At 61.2% G+C, this 16,944-nt stretch carries 13 protein-coding genes and 1 pseudogene; 5 read left to right on the forward strand and 9 right to left on the reverse strand.

All coding sequences use genetic code 11. From position 1 onward, the window contains the following. Positions 1-175: 175 nt before the first annotated feature. Positions 176-1,789, reverse strand: coding sequence for a catalase (locus AC56KL_RS21380; protein ID WP_497182195.1), 1,614 nt, complete (start codon positions 1,787-1,789; stop codon positions 176-178). Positions 1,790-1,872: 83 nt separating this feature from the next. After that, positions 1,873-2,358, reverse strand: a complete 486-nt coding sequence (locus AC56KL_RS21385; protein ID WP_497182196.1) for an asparaginase domain-containing protein — start codon at positions 2,356-2,358, stop codon at positions 1,873-1,875. Positions 2,359-2,503: 145 nt separating this feature from the next. Between AC56KL_RS21385 and AC56KL_RS21390 the strand changes: the two genes are divergently transcribed. Further along, positions 2,504-3,262 (forward strand): L-asparaginase, encoded by a 759-nt coding sequence (locus AC56KL_RS21390; RefSeq protein WP_497182197.1) that lies wholly within the window; start codon positions 2,504-2,506, stop codon positions 3,260-3,262. 181 nt (positions 3,263-3,443) lie between these two features. On the opposite strand, the gene AC56KL_RS21395 is transcribed toward AC56KL_RS21390, so the two are convergent. Next, positions 3,444-4,436 carry a D-2-hydroxyacid dehydrogenase family protein gene (locus tag AC56KL_RS21395; protein WP_497182248.1) on the reverse strand — a complete coding sequence of 331 codons (993 nt, stop codon included), beginning with the start codon at positions 4,434-4,436 and terminating at the stop codon, positions 3,444-3,446. Between the two features lie 344 nt (positions 4,437-4,780). Here AC56KL_RS21395 and AC56KL_RS21400 point away from each other — a divergent pair, with 344 nt between their 5' ends. Then, positions 4,781-6,643, forward strand: coding sequence for a phosphoenolpyruvate carboxykinase (GTP) (locus AC56KL_RS21400; protein ID WP_497182198.1), 1,863 nt, complete (start codon positions 4,781-4,783; stop codon positions 6,641-6,643). Between the two features lie 196 nt (positions 6,644-6,839). Here AC56KL_RS21400 and AC56KL_RS21405 read toward each other — a convergent pair whose 3' ends face one another. Further along, a complete protein-coding gene (locus AC56KL_RS21405; RefSeq protein ID WP_497182199.1) occupies positions 6,840-7,991 on the reverse strand; it encodes a sensor domain-containing diguanylate cyclase in 1,152 nt (383 codons plus the stop codon). 282 nt (positions 7,992-8,273) lie between these two features. On the opposite strand from AC56KL_RS21405, the gene AC56KL_RS21410 reads away from it, so the two are divergent. Then, positions 8,274-8,930 (forward strand): PEP-CTERM sorting domain-containing protein, encoded by a 657-nt coding sequence (locus AC56KL_RS21410; RefSeq protein WP_497182200.1) that lies wholly within the window; start codon positions 8,274-8,276, stop codon positions 8,928-8,930. Positions 8,931-9,013: 83 nt separating this feature from the next. Here AC56KL_RS21410 and AC56KL_RS21415 read toward each other — a convergent pair. After that, positions 9,014-10,011: pseudogene (locus AC56KL_RS21415) on the reverse strand (UvrA family protein); the annotation flags it as partial. Positions 10,012-10,181: 170 nt separating this feature from the next. On the opposite strand from AC56KL_RS21415, the gene AC56KL_RS21420 reads away from it, so the two are divergent. Then, positions 10,182-10,784, forward strand: coding sequence for a hypothetical protein (locus tag AC56KL_RS21420; RefSeq protein WP_497182201.1), 603 nt, complete (start codon positions 10,182-10,184; stop codon positions 10,782-10,784). A gap of 5 nt (positions 10,785-10,789) precedes the next feature. Here AC56KL_RS21420 and AC56KL_RS21425 read toward each other — a convergent pair whose 3' ends face one another. Both AC56KL_RS21425 and uvrA read right to left on the reverse strand, forming a co-directional pair. Then, positions 10,790-11,914, reverse strand: a complete 1,125-nt coding sequence (locus AC56KL_RS21425; RefSeq protein ID WP_497182202.1) for a DNA-methyltransferase — start codon at positions 11,912-11,914, stop codon at positions 10,790-10,792. A 166-nt stretch (positions 11,915-12,080) separates the two neighbouring features. Further along, the gene (gene uvrA, locus AC56KL_RS21430) at positions 12,081-14,927 is read right to left on the reverse strand and encodes an excinuclease ABC subunit UvrA (RefSeq protein ID WP_497182203.1); all 2,847 of its coding nucleotides are present in this window, start codon (positions 14,925-14,927) and stop codon (positions 12,081-12,083) included. Positions 14,928-15,375: 448 nt separating this feature from the next. Between uvrA and ssb the strand changes: the two genes are divergently transcribed. After that, positions 15,376-15,879, forward strand: coding sequence for a single-stranded DNA-binding protein (gene ssb, locus AC56KL_RS21435; RefSeq protein ID WP_159699944.1), 504 nt, complete (start codon positions 15,376-15,378; stop codon positions 15,877-15,879). 75 nt (positions 15,880-15,954) lie between these two features. On the opposite strand, the gene AC56KL_RS21440 is transcribed toward ssb, so the two are convergent. Then, complete coding sequence (locus AC56KL_RS21440) at positions 15,955-16,392, reverse strand: universal stress protein (RefSeq protein WP_497182204.1); 438 nt, start codon at positions 16,390-16,392, stop codon at positions 15,955-15,957. A gap of 121 nt (positions 16,393-16,513) precedes the next feature. After that, positions 16,514-16,837, reverse strand: a complete 324-nt coding sequence (locus AC56KL_RS21445; RefSeq protein WP_497182205.1) for a hypothetical protein — start codon at positions 16,835-16,837, stop codon at positions 16,514-16,516. Between the last annotated feature and the right edge of the window lie 107 nt (positions 16,838-16,944).

The following is a 16,944-nucleotide window of genomic DNA, read 5'->3' on the forward strand; positions in this document are numbered from 1 at the left end:
CTTGCTCACACTGGACTCCAAACGATTCGGAGTCGACAGCATGAGCTATCTAGCAAAAGCGGACATTTCAACTTTGCTAGATCCGGACATTACAACTTTGCTCTAACACACCCTACGTAGGGTGGGCGGGTCTCCCGCCCACGCGTTCAGCCGGTGCTCCCACTGACGTGCCGCCTCACTTCGCCCCCGCCATCTCCTCGCTGGTCGACGGCTCATCCCCCTGCTCCTGCTTGCCGCTCGAGTACGTCGGCCCGGACCGGTCCTGGTGCGGCGCCGGCTTGCCCGGCAGCGGCGGCAAGGCCTTGGCGCGCTCCAGGTCGATTCCCGCCACTTCCGCCACGCGGCGGCCGTAATCCTCGTCGCAGTGCCACAGGTGCCACACCATGCGCAGCTGGATCGGTTCCGGGCATTTCTTCAGGTCGCCGCCCACGTTGCCGACCAGGTCGTCGCGCTCCCAGTCCTCGAAGGTCCGGTAGCGCGCGCCGGCCTGTGCGTAGTCGTCCATCGTGCGCGTGGTCTGGTAGCGGCCCAGGTGGCCTTCCACGACCTGGTGGTATTCCTTCTCGGGCTTCGGCGCCTCGCTGTAGCCGCCCATCAGGCTCGGCTCGTAGTTGATGTGCTTGTCTTCGCCGCGGCCGTCCACGTAATACGTCATCTGGCCGTCGCGCTGGTTGGTGCGCGCCGCCGCGCCTTCCTGCGGCTGGTTGATCGGCAGCTGCAGGTAGTTGGGCCCCACGCGGTAGCGCTGGGTGTCGGAATACGACAGGGTGCGCCCCTGCAGCATCTTGTCGTCCGAGAAGTCGATGCCGTCCACCAGCACCCCGGTGCCGAAGGCCGACTGCTCGGTTTCGGCGAACACATTGTCTGGGTTCTTGTTCAGCATGATGCGGCCGACCGGCAGCAGCGGGAACTGGTCTTCGGGCCAGCGCTTGGTGTCGTCCAGCGGATCGAAGTCGAGTTCCGGATGATCGCCGTCGCTCATCAGCTGCACGCAGAACTCCCATTCGGGGAACTCGCCGCGCTCGATCGCCTCGTACAGGTCGCGCGTGGCGTGGCTGGTGTCCTGCGCCTGGATCTCGGCAGCCTGTTGCGCCGTCAGATTGCGCACGCCCTGCTTCGGCTGGAAGTGGAACTTCACCAGGTGGGCCACGCCCTGGTCGTTGACCAGTTTATAGGTGTTCACGCCCGAGCCTTCCATTTCGCGGTAGCTGGCCGGGATGCCCCACGGGCTCTTGACCCAGGTGACCATGTGCAGCGCTTCCGGGTGGCTGCAGATGAAATCGTAGAAGCGCCACGGCTCCTGCTGGTTGGTGACCGGGTCCGGCTTGAAGGCGTGGATCATGTCGGGAAACTTGATCGCGTCGCGGATGAAGAACACCTTCAGGTTATTGCCGACCAGGTCCCAGTTGCCGTCGACGGTCTTGAACTTGATGGCGAAGCCGCGCGGGTCGCGCGCCGTCTCGGGCGACTCCCTGGCGCCGATCACGGTCGAGAAGCGCACGAAGATCGGGGTCTGCACGCCGAGCTCGTTGAGGACGCGGGCGCGCGTATATTTGCTGGCCGGCTCGCCGCCAATGGTGCCGTAGGGCTCGAAGACACCGTGGGCGCCGGTGCCGCGCGCGTGCACGACGCGCTCCGGGATGCGCTCCCGGTCGAAGTGGGTGATCTTTTCGATGAACTGGTAATTCTCGAGCGTGGCCGGACCACGCTCACCCACCGAGCGCAGCGACTGGTTGTCGCGGACCGGGTGGCCCTGGCGCGTGGTCAGGAAGGGACGCTGCTCGTTCATTGCTTTCTCCTCGTGCGGATTCGATCGGAGAAGGCAGTATAGGAAGGCATGCGCTCATGCAGCGCGCGCCTGCCTATGCGACATCAAAGCTGTTGGAAGACACCCGCAGCGCGGTTCTTTGTGACGTTATCCCATGGGAACACCTGGCCGTTCATGGCCACGTACACGCCGGCCGGGAGGGTCTGGGCGACGCCGCAGGCGAAGCCCAGGTTGAACAGGGCGTCCGAATTGGCGATCTCGTAGGGGATCATGGCGCCGGTCAGCACGATGGTCTGGCCGAGGCTGGCCGCGCCCAGTACGGCCGCGGTCTCGGGCATGGTGTCGGTGCCGTGGATGATGACGATCGCCTTCTCTTTCGCTGCCTGGCAGGAGGCCAGCACGCGCTGGCGGTCGGGGTCCTGCATGTCGAGCGAGTCGAGCAGCGGCAGCACCTCCAACTCGCTTGGCACCGTCATGCGCGAGCGGGCGATCACCGCCGGCAGGTGGCTGTCGGCAAAGCCGAGCACGCCGTTCAGTTCGTTGTAGTGTTTATCGAAAGTGCCGCCGGTGGCGATGATTCGCAAAGTCATGTTGGTTTGTCCACGTGCAGAAAAAAGGTGGCTAATGATAGCCGCAAATTGGTATGTATCCGGATGTGACTGCGCTAGAATCGTCCGGATCGGATGAGTAATATAGACCTCACCGACCTCATCTATTTCTATTTCCCTTACTCCCATGAAAACCGTCGCACCGGGCACCGTCATTTTCCACCGCCATCGAGGCTATGGCGTGATCACCCACGTCAACCTGCTGACCGGCTGGATCTCGGCGCGTTTCGGCAGCGAGCAGCGCACGCTCGACCTGAACCTGTCGAGCGACGAGGTGCAGCATGCCGATGGCGAACCGATCCTGTTCCGCCGCGCGCCGCCGGACCGCATGCCGCACGCGCGCCTGATGGCGCTGGTGCGCGAGCTGCACAAGGCGGGTTACCAGAAGCTGTACCTGTATTCGTGGCCGAAGCCGTCCGGCCTGCACTGGCGCTGGCATTTGTTTACCGGTCCGCGCAACTGGATGCAGCGCACCTGGCGCGAAGGCTGGTATGGCTCGGGCGCCGACTACAACAACAATCCGGTGATGGGCTGGGGCGACACGCCGGGCGCGGACACGGACGAGCTGATCCATGCGCTGGCGAAGTTCGACCCGCAGGGACTGGCGCAGGCGCTGGGGCGTGACGAGGACCACACGGCGTGGTTCGCGCAGGTGTGCGAGCTGCTGCTGCCCGGCTACATGTACAGCCTGAACATGGAGCGCCCGGCGGGCGGGGGGCTGGTCGACGCGCCGCCGGTGCCGGTGGTGCCGGTGCGTGCGGGGCTGCAGCCGTATGCGGGGCCGGCGATCGGCTGGCCGCCGGGGTGGGCCGGCTTGTGGACGGGCACGCATGTGATGCCGGCGCGGAAGGTGAATCTGATGACGGGTGAGCCGGAGTTGCGCTGAATCGTGCGGCTCGCTGCGCTCGGTATGTTCTCACTGTGCTGCTGAATTGGATCCCGGCCTTCGCCGGGACGACGCGCTATTGCTAACGCTGAGAAGTCGCACCTCTGACATTCACCATTTGCCCTAAGACCGTTGCTCCGGCGCAGGCCGGAGCCACATTTTCCCTCCGAAGCCGCACACGTCACCGCTTCCCCAAGGCCTCCGGGTTCAGGATATTATCCGGCGCCCCTGCAGCAAACCGCACGACGTTCTCGAACGCCGTCTGGAAATAAATCTCGTAACTCTCCTGCTCCACATACCCCAGGTGCGGCGTCGCCAGCACCGTCGGAATGCGCAGCAAGGGCGCGTCCGGCCGTAAAGGTTCATTCGTGAACACGTCCAGCGCCGCGGACCCCGGTCGTCCGGCGCGCAAGGCCTGTTCCAGGGCGCCTTCTTCCACCAGTTCGGCACGGCTCGTGTTCACGAACAGCGCATCCGGCTTCATCCGTGCAAAATCGTCCGCACGCACGATGCTGCGTGTCGCGTCGCTCAGGCGCAGGTGCAGCGTAAGTACGTCCGCCTGCGCGAACAGCGCCTCGCGCGACAGCGCCGCCTCGAAGCCGTCGGCGAGGGCCGCCTGCCTGCTGTCCTCGCTTCCCCACACCAGTACGCGCATCCCGAAGGCCCGCGCATACCCGGCCACCAGGCGTCCGATCTTGCCGTAGCCCCAGATTGCCAGCGTGCGCCCGCGCAGCGAGCGTCCCAGGCCGTTGAGTACCGGATTGGTGGAGGCCGTCTGCCATAGGCCATCCTTCAGGTTGTTCGCATAGGGCACGATCTTGCGGCTGGCCGCCATGATCAGGGCCCAGGTCAGTTCGGACGGCGCCACCGGCGAGCCGATGCCCTCGGCAATGGCAATGCCATGTGCCGTCGCCGCCGCTACGTCGATATGGCCGCTGACCTTGCCCGTCTGCGAGATCAGCTTCAGGTTCGGCAGCCTGGCCAGCAGCGCGGCGGGGAAGGCCGTGCGTTCGCGGATGAGCACCAGTGCGTCGAAAGGCGCCAGGCGCGCGGCCAGCTGGCCGCTCCCGCGTGCGGAATGCGTGAATACCTTGACCTCGTGCCCGTCCAGCAAACGGAAGCATTGCAGGCCGCGCACCGCGTCCTGGTAGTCGTCCAACACAGCTATTCGCATCACAGTTGCTTTCTATTAACGTTAGTCGCGTAGCGAAATAACAGGTTCCAAAAAGACCCGGAATAGCCTACTACATTACTCGGGCATTTCTGCTACTTTTTTGTAGTAGCTGAGCACGAATCGGGGTTTTCCGGGTGTACAATCGGCCAATTCTTGAGGGTCTGACACGTTTGTAAGGGACCCTGCAGCACCGTTCCCGGCCTCGCCAGAGGCCGTCGACACGACCGCCCGCCGAGTAACACCGCCGCGCTCCGATGGAGCGGATCGCCATTCTAAGGCACGGCCAGACGGAGCCCCGAGCGTGCCGGAACAGACAGCATTCTTAATTGGCATTGGAGGTATCTATGAACCAGCCCGTGATGGGCGGCGTCGCCGCACTCAACGTTCCAGCTCACGTCAAGCACCAGCAGCTCATCAATTGGGTGGCGGACATCGCCGCCCTGACGAAGCCTGACAGCATCTATTGGTGCGACGGCTCCGAAGAAGAGTACGACCGCCTGTGCGCACAGATGGTCGAGGCAGGCACGATGAAGAAGCTGAACCCGGCAAAGCGTCCGAACTCCTATCTGGCCTGGTCCGACCCGTCGGACGTCGCCCGCGTCGAAGACCGCACCTATATCTGCTCGGCCACCAAGGAACAGGCCGGTCCGACCAACAACTGGATGGACCCGGCCGAGATGCGCCGCACCCTGAACGGCCTGTTCGACGGCTGCATGGCCGGCCGCACCCTGTACGTGGTGCCCTTCTCGATGGGCCCGCTGGGTTCGCCGATCGCCCACATCGGCGTCGAACTGTCCGACTCGCCCTACGTCGCCGTCAACATGCGCATCATGACGCGCATGGGCAAGGCCGTGTACGACGTACTGGGTACCGACGGTGAATTCGTCCCATGCGTGCACACCGTCGGCATGCCGCTGGCCGCCGGCCAGCAGGACGTGCCGTGGCCGTGCAATAGCACCAAGTACATCGTCCACTATCCGGAAACCCGCGAGATCTGGTCCTTCGGTTCGGGCTACGGCGGCAACGCACTGCTGGGCAAGAAGTGCTTCGCGCTGCGCATCGCCTCCAACATGGGCTACCAGGAAGCGCAGGCGGGCGGCACCGGCTGGCTGGCCGAGCACATGCTGATCCTGGGCGTCGAATCGCCGCAAGGCGACAAGAAATACGTGGCGGCCGCCTTCCCGTCGGCCTGCGGCAAGACCAACTTCGCGATGCTGATCCCGCCGAAAGCCTTCGACGGCTGGAAGGTCACCACCATCGGCGACGACATCGCCTGGATCAAGCCGGGCCAGGACGGCAAGCTGTACGCCATCAACCCGGAAGCCGGCTACTTCGGCGTGGCCCCGGGCACCAACGACAAGACCAACCCGAACTGCATGGCCTCGCTGCGCGAGAACGTCATCTTCACCAACGTGGCGCTGACCGACGACGGCGACGTGTGGTGGGAAGGCATGACCAAGCAGGCGCCCGATCACCTGATCGACTGGCAGGGCAAGGACTGGACCCCGGCCTCCGGCAGCAAGGCCGCCCACCCGAATGCGCGCTTCACCGTCGCCGCCACCCAGAACCCCGTCATCGACGCGGCCTGGGACGACCCGGCCGGCGTGCCGATCTCGGCCTTCATCTTCGGCGGCCGCCGCTCGACCACCGTGCCGCTGGTGACCGAAGCCAACAACTGGGTCGAAGGCGTCTACATGGCCGCCACCATGGGCTCGGAAACCACCGCCGCCGCCGCCGGCCAGATGGGCATCGTGCGCCGCGACCCGTTCGCGATGCTGCCTTTCATCGGCTACAACATGAGCGACTACTTCCAGCACTGGCTGAACCTCGGTAAGAAAGTGGAAGCCACCGGCAGCGCGCCGAAGATCTTCTGCGTCAACTGGTTCCGCACCGACGAGAACGGCGGTTTCGTGTGGCCGGGCTACGGCGACAACATGCGCGTCCTGAAGTGGATCCTGGAACGTGCCGAAGGCGGCGCCCAAGGCGGCCAGCAGCACCTGTTCGGCACCTCGCCGAACTACGGCGACCTGAACTGGGAAGGCGTGGACTTCACCGAGCAGCAGTTCACCCAGATCACCTCGATCGACAAGGATGCCTGGAACGAGGAACTGAAGCTGCACAGCGAGCTGTTCGAGAAGCTGGCCTACCGCCTGCCGCAGGAACTGGTGGAGACCAAGACCAGGCTCGAGAAGCAACTGGGGGCGTAAGCCTCGACACGGGCAGGCTTGAATGAACAGGGGTGGGGCCGGCAGGCGCCACCCCTGTTTTCTTTAACACGGGCGCATCCTTTGTTGCACGACGGGGCGCGCAAGCAAGAACGGGGGCAGTGCCAGCAGGCGCTGCCCCCGTGTTTTCGTCGAGCCTGCAACGGGGCGCCGCATTCAGGCCGCATTCAGGCCGCATTCAGGCGTACCTCAGGCAGTTTCCTCCGGCTTGCTTCGCAACCAGCAGCGCATGGTCTCCCGCGGTGATCAATGCGCCGGCGTCCGCAGGCGACAGATCGAGCGTCGCCAGTCCGATGCTGAGCGCGAACCGCAGCGTCACGCCGTGCCAGTCCATGGTCAGTCCACGCACCTCGTCCAGCAGGCGCTGGCCCAGGTGTTCCGCTTCTTCTCCGTTTGTTTCGGGGCACAGGATCGCGAATTCGTCGCCTCCCAGCCTGCCGACGACGTCGGTTGACCTGCAAATGCGCCTGAACACGCCGCCGATCACGCCCAGCACTTCGTCGCCGCAATCGTGCCCGTGCCGGTCGTTGATCGCCTTGAAGCGGTCAAGATCGAGATACAGCAGCGCCAACGCATGTCCGTGGCGGTGCGCCCGTTCGAATTCCAGGGCCGCCACCCGGCGAAACTCGCGGCCATTGACGGCGCCGGTCAGGTCATCGGTCGTGGCCTCGATGCGCAGGCGGGCGAAGGCGACGTGCAAGGTATCGTGCACGGCACGCCAGTATTGCGCATTGGCCGTGTGCGTGCGTTCGAGGTGGCGCAGGTTCCATTCCGCCCTGGATAGTGGCGGACCCTCGTGCCAGGCCAGCGTCTGCAGATTGTCGGGAGTGACGAACCTGACATGGAAGCGGCGCGTCGCTGGATGGAATTCGACGTGGTAGTACAGCAGATCGCCCGTCAGGCCGAGACCGCCCAGCAGGATGCCGAGTTCCATCTCCTTGGGAAAAGGCGTTGTGCTGATCAGTTCGGCAATCCCGCCGGAGTGATCCAGATGGGCGAGGTCGAAATAACCGATCTGCGCGGCCGGCCCCCGCACCACGCTGCGATAGCCGGCAGATCCGGTCTGGAAATGCAGGAAGCCGAGGCCGCTGTCGATCAGCCCACGGCCCGGGCCCTGGGAATACCAGAGGCTCATCATCTCGGCGCCCAGGCGGCGCAACACATCCTCGGGTGAGGTGTAGTACTGCACCGCCTCCGACAGCCGGTTGAGCTCGCTGATCGGATACCAGCCAGCGGGATCGTAATGCTTGCGTGCCCCAGGAAGCACGAGTTCGAGGCTCAGGCCGGCGCTGACCAGGCCTGCAAGCAGAGAGCCGTGCACTTCAACCATTGGATTGTCCGATGCCGCACAGGGATTTCGTTGATGAAGCGCGGATTTGACCACGCACCATGCTGCAATTTCAGCACCCTCGGTGGGGGGATTGCGTGGACCGATAGAGGCAAGCGCCGCTCCTGATGTCGATCCCGGGCGGGTGGCGATGCGGACAGTGCTGCAGGGGCGCATGCTGTCCGGCTGCTGCCGGGTCGCACGCGCGCAACAGCCTCGTGTAGCGCGCGACAGCGCTCTCGCCGGTGCCTATACTGGAACGACAACCCAATCCCGGAGGACGCGATGGCACACCCGATCAGCGCTTGCGGCAAACTGTTGCCGGGCCTGTTGTTGGCTGTTCCGCTCGCCGTCCTGGCCGATCCGCTCACCGTCGTCACGCGCTCGAGCGGCACGGCCTGGGTGAACCCGACGGTCCTCTATTATCTTGGGCTGGACAATACGATCGAGGCGAGTGAACTGCCCTACGAATTGACCGTGCGTTCGAGCTTCGATCCGGTTGGGGGCTTGCCCGGCCGGGGTGAGACGGCATGGGAGCGGAACAGCCAGGTCGCCGTCGAGTTCACGATCGGGGGCATGACCTACCGCTACACCGGCAGCGGCATGACATCGGCGATGGTCTATACGCCCTTCGATACCGGCGACGCCTATTACCATCAGGTCGAGCTGGAATTTCTGCACTTCCGGCAGGCCGGCTATGCACCGACAGGCATGCTTGGCCCCGGCGGTGCGCTGGCCATGCGCGACCTGGGCGGCATGACGAGCGGCCGTGTCGATATTGGTGGCGTCCCTCCCAACCCCGATGCGCCCGGTTCTTTCTCGATGGGCGGCACGGTCGACAGTTTTTCCGTCCGGGTCATCAGCGCCGTGCCGGAACCGGCGTCGACTGCCTTGCTGGCCGCTGGGCTGTTCGTGCTCGGCTGGCGACGGGCACGGGCGTAATACGGGCGCAATACGGGCGTAATTCGGGCGTAAAAAAGGGCGCACAGGGCGCCCTTCTTGCCGGTGCCTGATACCCGCCGAGCTTATTGCTTCAGCAGCGGCTTCAGGTACTTCCCGGTCACGCTCGCCTTGTTCTTCGCCACGTCCTCCGGCGTACCGCTTGCCACGATCTGACCGCCGCCCGCGCCGCCTTCCGGACCCAGGTCGACGACCCAGTCTGCCGTCTTGATCACGTCGAGATTGTGCTCGATGATCGCCAACGTATTGCCCTGGTCGCGCAGGCGGTGGATCACCTTCAGCAGCAGGTCGATGTCGGCGAAGTGCAGGCCGCTGGTCGGCTCGTCGAGGATGTACAGGGTACGTCCCGTATCGCGCTTGGACAGTTCCAGCGACAGCTTGACGCGCTGCGCCTCGCCGCCCGACAGCGTGGTCGCGCTCTGGCCCAGCTTGATGTAGCCGAGGCCCACGTCCAGCAGGGTCTGCAGCTTGCGCGCGATGACCGGCACCGGCCTGAAGAACTCGTGCGCATCTTCGACCGTCATATCCAGCACTTCGGTGATGCTCTTGCCCTTGTAGTGCACCTCGAGCGTCTCGCGGTTGTAGCGCTTGCCGTGGCAGACGTCGCAGGGCACGTACACGTCCGGCAGGAAGTGCATCTCGACCTTGATCACGCCGTCGCCCTGGCAGGCTTCGCAGCGGCCGCCCTTCACGTTGAAGGAGAAGCGGCCCGCCGAGTAGCCGCGCTCCTTCGCGGTCGGCACGGTGGCGAACAGGTCGCGGATCGGCGTGAACAGGCCGGTGTAGGTTGCCGGGTTCGAACGCGGGGTGCGGCCGATCGGCGCCTGGTCCACCGAGATCACCTTGTCGAAGTGCTCCAGGCCGTGGATCGCATCGTGTTCCGCCGGTTCGGTCTGCGAACCGTACAGGTGGCGCGACAGGGCAAGGTACGGAGCGTTGATCAGCGGCGATTTATCGGAACCGAGACACCTTTCAAGCACATCATTAAACCGATCGAAAGTGTGAGCGACACATCCTTCAGTTTGTTGCGCCTGGCGCCCGTGTTCACGAGCTGGCGTGTAGGCCTTTCCCGACGTCAATTACTTGATTCGCCCGGTGCGGAGCCGGGTGCAGGACGGTGTAGCAGGAAAGTAGCTCTTCGGGCCGACTTCCACACTGGTCATAATCTCCGGGCTACCAGTAAGCAGCTTGACACGGTTTATTGTTATACTTAGGCAATAAACCGGAGTAAACATGACTGTCAAAGCGAAAATCGATAGGACGAAGTTTAACGATGAAGCGGAACTTCCATACGAGCTCAGGATGGGTGATTTTGAACAAGCGATGCAAGATATATATGATTTCTTCTACGATGTCAACAAGCTTTTGACCGAAAAAGGTTTGCATCGACTCGACGACATGATGCGGCCTGCCGCCATGTCTGGCCTAATTTCAGATATGGTCACTGCATCCTTGGCAAAATTTTCACGCGGTCTGGTTGAAAATGGTCACTTTAATGGGCATCCGGATCTTGTTCTTCGAGGTAAATATTCAAATAACAGTGTTAGTTCCGGGACTGAAGGTATAGAAATCAAAAGTACTCGCAAAGCGGGTGGAGCCGTTGATACTCATGGTGCTCGTGAACAATGGATGTGTGTATTCGTTTATGAAGTCGATAATGTTACAGAGCCAGCCGTTGATCGAGCACCAATGCGATTTACTGAAGTTTATCTGGGTTACGTTGAAATAAGTGATTTTAGGAATAATAATCGGGGTGCATTAGGAACTCGTACTTCTACCCTTCATAAAGAAGGGGTAGCAAAATTAAGGAAAAATTGGATTTACCAAGATTTATAATTGGCTTAAAAAAGCTCTTCGTTCTCTTTAGAAGCTATCGTTGCAAGCTTTGGAATTGCCTTTTGTGCAAGTTCGAAGTATTGCTGGTCAAGTTCGATTCCACGGCTATCGTAGCCAACAGCATTTGCAGCTGCAAGAGTTGAGCCTCCACCCATAAACGGATCTAGAATTATACCTTTCCCCAAGGGAAGAACTGCCCGTACGATCTGGCGCATAAACCCCTGTGGTTTTAACGAAGGATGCGGCGCGATCTTCTTCTCAGATGCAGGCGTCGGATGTGATTTGATTACATCACCAAAAGGACGTTCCATTGATGGGCGACGAAACCCGCCGGTGCCCCAGCGCCTTAAGTTATCTTGGACTCGTCCATCCAATGGTTTTCTTAAAACAACCCATGGTTCCCATTGCGACCGAGGCATTACAGAAACACCTCCGAATTCTTCATGAGCATTTTTAGGCCGATCACCACCTCGCATAGTCATCACTTGGCGAGAAATATAGCCACGCATTTCAAGTCCCGATTGAATCATAGCGTCCGCAACTATATGCGCCAGTAAAGGGTTAGACGCAATCACAATATTTGCTCCGGGTACAGTAACGCGCGCAGTTGCTTTTCCAAATCGTAAAAAAAATGCGTGTAAAGCCTGCTTATCGTCATTATTTAATGTCGTAAAACGTGGAAGTGGTGCACGTTGATGTCCATCAAATGCAGGCGGAATACGCCATACTCCTCCTTTTCCAGTGCGGAGTTTTGCCTTCTCTAATTCAGTATATTCTACAAGTCCATATGGTGGATCGGTAACGATCGCATGGATGGAATTTTCGCTTTGTGCACTTAGCCATTCAAAACAATCAGAGTTGTAGAGTCGAGCCTTTCCAATTTCGATAAAAGGTTTGACTGAGAGCGCGGTAGCGATTTCTTCGCCCGAGGCTAAGCGATAGCGGCCGCGTGAAGTTCTCTCAAACAACTTTGGAGTGTTGAGGCTGAGATACGAACGAATGGAAGAACTTGGCACGCTTCCCAAACGATGTTCGACAGCGTTTGCGATCTCATCTGTCGATGCATCGCTTCCAACTTTCCCTAGATACTCAACAATTGAGTCACGAATAATGCCGGGTGCGAGAGTCATAGCGAATTCACTAAAGAAACAAGAAGTTTACAAGGTTGACGTCTAGACGTCAAAGTTAAAAGAACAACGGGTTCATACTGTATAAATATACAGTATTGAACCCGTTGTTAGATTAAGAGTTTATGCTGTAGTAAGGCTTGGATCAAACCGATAGTTGCTACTGCCTTTACTTCAGCAGCGGCTTCAGGTACTTCCCGGTCACGCTCGCCTTGTTCTTCGCCACGTCCTCCGGCGTACCGCTTGCCACGATCTGGCCGCCGCCCGCGCCGCCTTCCGGACCCAGGTCGACGACCCAGTCCGCCGTCTTGATCACGTCGAGATTGTGCTCGATGATCGCCAGCGTATTGCCCTGGTCGCGCAGGCGGTGGATCACCTTCAGCAGCAGGTCGATGTCGGCGAAGTGCAGGCCGGTGGTCGGCTCGTCGAGGATGTACAGGGTACGTCCGGTGTCGCGCTTGGACAGTTCCAGCGACAGCTTGACGCGCTGCGCCTCGCCGCCCGACAGCGTGGTCGCGCTCTGGCCCAGCTTGATGTAGCCGAGGCCCACGTCCAGCAGGGTCTGCAGCTTGCGCGCGATGACCGGCACCGGCCTGAAGAACTCGTGCGCATCTTCGACCGTCATATCCAGCACTTCGGTGATGCTCTTGCCCTTGTAGTGCACCTCGAGCGTCTCGCGGTTGTAGCGCTTGCCGTGGCAGACGTCGCAGGGCACGTACACGTCCGGCAGGAAGTGCATCTCGACCTTGATCACGCCGTCGCCCTGGCAGGCTTCGCAGCGGCCGCCCTTCACGTTGAAGGAGAAGCGGCCCGCCGAGTAGCCGCGCTCCTTCGCGGTCGGCACGGTGGCGAACAGGTCGCGGATCGGCGTGAACAGGCCGGTGTAGGTTGCCGGGTTCGAACGCGGGGTGCGGCCGATCGGCGCCTGGTCCACCGAGATCACCTTGTCGAAGTGCTCCAGGCCGTGGATCGCATCGTGTTCCGCCGGTTCGGTCTGCGAACCGTACAGGTGGCGCGACAGGGCCGGGTACAGGGTGTCGTTGATCAGCGTCGATTTACCGGAGCCCGAGACGCCGGCGATGCAGGTCATCAGGCCGACCGGCAGCGTGAGCGTCACGTTCTTGAGGTTGTTGCCCCTGGCGCCGGTGATCACCAGCTGGCGCGCCGGGTCGGCCTTGGTGCGCTTCTTCGGCACGGCGATCTTGCGGCGGCCATCGAGGTACTGCGCGGTGACCGAGTGCTCGTTCTTCATGATCTGCTCGAGCGTGCCCTCGGCAATGATCTGGCCGCCATGCACGCCGGCGCCAGGCCCCATGTCGACGATGTAGTCGGCGGTGCGGATCGCATCCTCGTCGTGCTCCACCACGAGCACGCTGTTGCCGATGTCGCGCAGGTGCTTCAAGGTCGCGATCAGGCGGTCGTTGTCGCGCTGGTGCAGGCCGATCGAGGGTTCGTCCAGCACGTACATCACGCCGGTCAGGCCGGAACCGATCTGCGAGGCCAGGCGGATGCGCTGGGCTTCGCCGCCGGACAGGGTATCGGCGCTGCGGTCGAGCGACAGGTAGTCGAGGCCGACGTTGTTCAGGAATTTCAGGCGCGCCGTGATTTCCTTGATGACGCGCTCGGCGATGTCGCGCTTGGCGCCGGTCAGCTCCAGCGTCTCGAAGAAGGCGAGGGTGTCGCGCAAGGGTTTATCGGACACTTCATAGATGGCGCGTTGCTGGGCGCCCTGGCCGATCTTCACGTAGCGCGCTTCGGTACGCAGGCGCGCGCCTTCGCAGGACGGGCATTTCTTTTCATTGATGAACTTGGCCAGCTCTTCCTTGACGGCCATCGAGTCGGTTTCGCGGTAGCGGCGCTGCAGGTTGTTGACCACGCCCTCGAAGCTGTGCTCGCGGATCACGGTGCGGCCGCGCTCGTTGACATAGCTGAACGGGATCGCCGTCTTGCCCGAGCCGTGCAGCACGGCGTCCTGCGCCTGCTGGGGCAGGGTCTCGAAAGGCTTGTCGATGTCGAAGTCGTAGTAGGCCGCCAGGCTTTGCAGCATCTGGTAGTAGAACTGGTTGCGGCGGTCCCAGCCCTTCACGGCGCCGGACGCCAGCGACAGGTGCGGGAAGGCGACGATGCGCTTCGGATCGAAGAATTCGATGTGGCCGAGGCCGTCGCATTCCTGGCAGGCGCCCATCGGGTTGTTGAACGAGAACAGGCGCGGCTCCAGCTCCTGCAGCGAGTAGCCGCAGACGTTACAGGCGAACTTGTTCGAGAACACCGTTTCCTTTTCGGTGTCCATTTCATACGCCACGGCGCGGCCATCCGCCAGGCGCAGCGCGGTCTCGAAGCTTTCCGCCAGGCGCTGCTTGATCTCCGGGTTCACCTTGACGCGGTCGATGACGACGTCGATCGTATGCTTCTCGGTCTTCTTCAGCTTGGGCAGCTCGTCGATCTCATGGATCTTCGCCGCATTCACGCCGCTGGCCACGCGGAAGCGCACGAAGCCCTGGGCCTGCATGGCCTGGAACAGGTCGGTGTGCTCGCCCTTGCGGTTCGCCACCACGGGCGCCAGGATCATCAGCTTGGTCCCTTCCGGCATGGCGAGGACGGCGTCGACCATCTGCGATACGGTCTGGGCCGCCAGCGGCTCGTGCGGGTGCTGCGGGCAATACGGTGTGCCGACGCGCGCATACAGCAGGCGCAGGTAGTCGTGGATCTCGGTGACGGTGCCGACCGTCGAGCGGGGATTGTGCGAGGTGGCCTTCTGCTCGATCGAGATCGCCGGCGACAGGCCTTCGATCAGGTCGACGTCCGGCTTTTCCATCAACTGCAGGAACTGGCGCGCATAGGCCGAGAGCGACTCGACGTAGCGGCGCTGGCCCTCCGCGTACAGGGTATCGAAGGCGAGCGAAGACTTGCCCGAACCCGACAGGCCGGTGATGACGATCAGCTTGTTGCGCGGAAGGTCGAGGTTGATGTTCTTCAGATTGTGCGTGCGTGCACCGCGGATCCGAATTTCTTCCATTAAGTTTTTTTAAGGCTTTCTGTAAGTTTGCGGGGCCGGCGCACGAAGTGCTCTTGCGGTGAGCGGGCCTGCCAGGGAGAACCCAGTAGTGTAACGGCTTTTTCGAAAGGCTGTACATGCATCCAGCACTTTTGTGCCCCCAGGATACGTTTCCATATCAATGTGGAATCGATGGCAAGCCCCAAAAAAGCATGGCTCGTCGTATGTGGGCCGGATTCCGTCCTCTTCAATGACAAAGCATTCAGAAAGCGAAAATTTACCGCAGGTAACGGGTCAAATCCGCTGCAAGAGTGATCAATCCGGCTCAATCGTGCGCTGGCGAGAGTAGTAAAAAATCTCTTTTTTTCGCAGCTCATCGGCCCCATAATAGTTGGCTGCAGCACTACGTTCCCCGATGTTGAGCATCTACGCAGAGTCGGGGCTCTACAAAATTTACTGGAGTAACACCATGGCATCAGTCAACAAGGTCATCATCGTCGGCAACCTGGGCCGCGACCCGGAAATCCGCTACATGCCGAGCGGCGACGCGATCGCGAACATCGCAGTGGCCACCTCGTACAAATCGAAGGACCGCCAGACCGGCGAACAGAAGGAACTGACGGAATGGCACCGCATCTCGTTCTTCGGCCGCCTGGCCGAGATCGTGGGCCAGTACCTCAAGAAGGGTTCCTCGGTCTACGTCGAAGGGCGCCTGCAGACCCGCAAGTACACCGACAAGGACGGCATCGAGCGCTACGCAACCGACATCATCGCCGAGAACATGCAGATGCTGGGCGGCCGTCAGGGCATGGGCGGCGATGCCGGCATGGGTGGCGGCATGGATGACGGCGGCGGCTACGAGCCACAGCAGCGTCCGGCCCCGCGCCAGGCGCCGCCGGCGCCGGCAGCCCGTCCGCAGCCGCAGCGTCCGGCGCCGAACTTCTCGGACATGGACGACGACATTCCGTTCTAATCGCGCCTGAATACACTATTGTTGTCAAAGGACCCCTTCTCTCCATGAGAAGGGGTCTTTTTTTACCTACATCAATTAAGTAAACACCAGGACAGGTACTTGCGAACTGGCGATCACTTCTTGCGTACAACTTGGATTGAGCACGGTATCAATTACGCCAAATTTACCGCGCGTTGCCATGACGATCAGGTCGCAGTGGAGCTGCACGGCAGTTTTGACGATCTCGGCGCTGGGCAGCGGTGAGACCGTCACCAGCTCGTCGCACACCAGGCCTGCCTCACGGACCGCGTAGAGGAGCTTCTCGACCTCACGCTCGGCCGCTTGTAGATGCTCGGCTTCGACTACAGCGCCGTCATACCGGGCTCTTGCATCGGAGCCTCGAAACAAGCGTGGCTCAGCAACAGATAAAATGACAAGCTTGGCATGCGACAGGCTGGCCAGCTCGATGACTCTTTGAAGGGGAGCGTACGAAAGCGGGGACCCGTCAACGGGCCATAAAATGGAAGTGAACATGAGTATCTCCAGTTTCTGTCGGCATGGCAGGAGCCATGCCAAGAGATTTGCGCTGCATACGGCAGTGCAAAACACACAGGACGGAATGCGATTCCCGTCACGCTGCTAGAAAACCGAAGGTTCATGCGCGGGGAGGTGGTTTATCTCTTTGCAGGTCGGCTGGTAGAGGAAGGATTCCCGATGGAGAGATCCGCGATGCACGCAGACTGCCAGCCGGAACAAGCAGCCCAATCGGCATGCAATCAGACAATTCTTCGATAGCGGTCGCCGAGAGCTGTGGCTCATCGTCCGCCGTATCAAGCTGCTCGTCCAATGGCAACAATTGATCTGCCATTGCAACATCATGCCCAGTTTGGCCGTTCATCTCCAATTGCTCTCCTACCGCTACAGCAGTAGCTTGTAGAGTGAAAACAAAAAGAAGAACAAGGACAAACAGATTTCTCATGGTTACTCGGACCTAACTAATGCGGAGCTAGCCGGATAGTACGGTATAGGCATTCAGGCCGTATCAATTCAATTCTACTGGATTAGACCAATGCACGGTGCAAGAGG

The sequence above is a fragment of the Telluria sp. ZB4P34 genome (assembly GCF_059686055.1).

Excerpts from the sequence above, each read along its gene's own strand:
- AC56KL_RS21380 (WP_497182195.1), bottom strand. The coding sequence starts at position 1,789 with ATGAACGAGCAGCGTCCCTTCCTGACCACGCGCCAGGGCCACCCGGTC.
- uvrA (WP_497182203.1), bottom strand. The coding sequence starts at position 14,927 with ATGGAAGAAATTCGGATCCGCGGTGCACGCACGCACAATCTGAAGAAC.
- AC56KL_RS21400 (WP_497182198.1), top strand. The coding sequence starts at position 4,781 with ATGAACCAGCCCGTGATGGGCGGCGTCGCCGCACTCAACGTTCCAGCT.
- AC56KL_RS21390 (WP_497182197.1), top strand. The coding sequence starts at position 2,504 with ATGAAAACCGTCGCACCGGGCACCGTCATTTTCCACCGCCATCGAGGC.
- AC56KL_RS21410 (WP_497182200.1), top strand. The coding sequence starts at position 8,274 with ATGGCACACCCGATCAGCGCTTGCGGCAAACTGTTGCCGGGCCTGTTG.
- ssb (WP_159699944.1), top strand. The coding sequence starts at position 15,376 with ATGGCATCAGTCAACAAGGTCATCATCGTCGGCAACCTGGGCCGCGAC.
- AC56KL_RS21405 (WP_497182199.1), bottom strand. The coding sequence starts at position 7,991 with ATGGTTGAAGTGCACGGCTCTCTGCTTGCAGGCCTGGTCAGCGCCGGC.
- AC56KL_RS21385 (WP_497182196.1), bottom strand. The coding sequence starts at position 2,358 with ATGACTTTGCGAATCATCGCCACCGGCGGCACTTTCGATAAACACTAC.
- AC56KL_RS21420 (WP_497182201.1), top strand. The coding sequence starts at position 10,182 with ATGACTGTCAAAGCGAAAATCGATAGGACGAAGTTTAACGATGAAGCG.
- AC56KL_RS21445 (WP_497182205.1), bottom strand. The coding sequence starts at position 16,837 with ATGAGAAATCTGTTTGTCCTTGTTCTTCTTTTTGTTTTCACTCTACAA.
- AC56KL_RS21395 (WP_497182248.1), bottom strand. The coding sequence starts at position 4,436 with ATGCGAATAGCTGTGTTGGACGACTACCAGGACGCGGTGCGCGGCCTG.
- AC56KL_RS21440 (WP_497182204.1), bottom strand. The coding sequence starts at position 16,392 with ATGTTCACTTCCATTTTATGGCCCGTTGACGGGTCCCCGCTTTCGTAC.
- AC56KL_RS21425 (WP_497182202.1), bottom strand. The coding sequence starts at position 11,914 with ATGACTCTCGCACCCGGCATTATTCGTGACTCAATTGTTGAGTATCTA.